The sequence below is a fragment of the Bartonella sp. AP72JLCBS genome (assembly GCF_042195705.1).
Classification (GTDB): Bacteria; Pseudomonadota; Alphaproteobacteria; order Rhizobiales; family Rhizobiaceae; genus Bartonella.
This window is the reverse complement of record NZ_JBHIOU010000138.1, coordinates 1-584: the sequence shown is the minus strand read 5'-3', so window position 1 is coordinate 584 and position 584 is coordinate 1. Positions and strand designations below refer to the sequence as shown.

Annotated in this window: 1 protein-coding gene; it reads left to right on the top strand. The window is 47.9% G+C overall.

Annotated features, from left to right (window positions below):
- On the top strand, positions 1–502 hold a 502-nt coding region (locus ACFILO_RS09750; protein WP_375678241.1), incomplete at its 5' end, for a hypothetical protein.
- Between the last annotated feature and the right edge of the window lie 82 nt (positions 503–584).

Genomic DNA, 584 nt, shown 5'->3' with positions numbered 1-584 from the left:
TCTGGAACAAATGTGCCAGATGATGACAACAGAGTTCCCTCGGCTTGTTGGTCGGGTTCAGGCAATGGAACGACGATCACACGCGAATGCGCCGACGAAATTAACAAATGAAGTACCCGCGTGGGACGGCACTACCGAAAGTCCCGATGCAGATGAGGTGGGCCCGCCGATTCCCGACGCCCTCAGTGGGATGAGCTCGGACTTTGACGACGACGATGTCATTGGTGTCGCCGTTCGAAAAATAGCACGTTCGAGGAGACGTGCGAAGACAAGGAAAACAACAAAGACCCTGTCTCCGCAGTACTCCGCTGACACAGTTTCAATCTCGCCGAAAGCCAGCAGCGGGAACGAACAATACGAGGAATTACGGCAGGAATTCATACCGCAGAAGAAAAAATACCCCGGACATTCACGCCTCGACATACTTGAGCAAGAGATGATAACCATCTTCCTCAACTCCCATATAAACGAGTATGTATCAAGTTTCTGGGTTGGTGTTTAATTACGTGTAGTAAAGTTTAACTATGGATTGAAACGTTTGCATATAGACGTTAATGTGTAACAATCTATGTTACCATTTATGT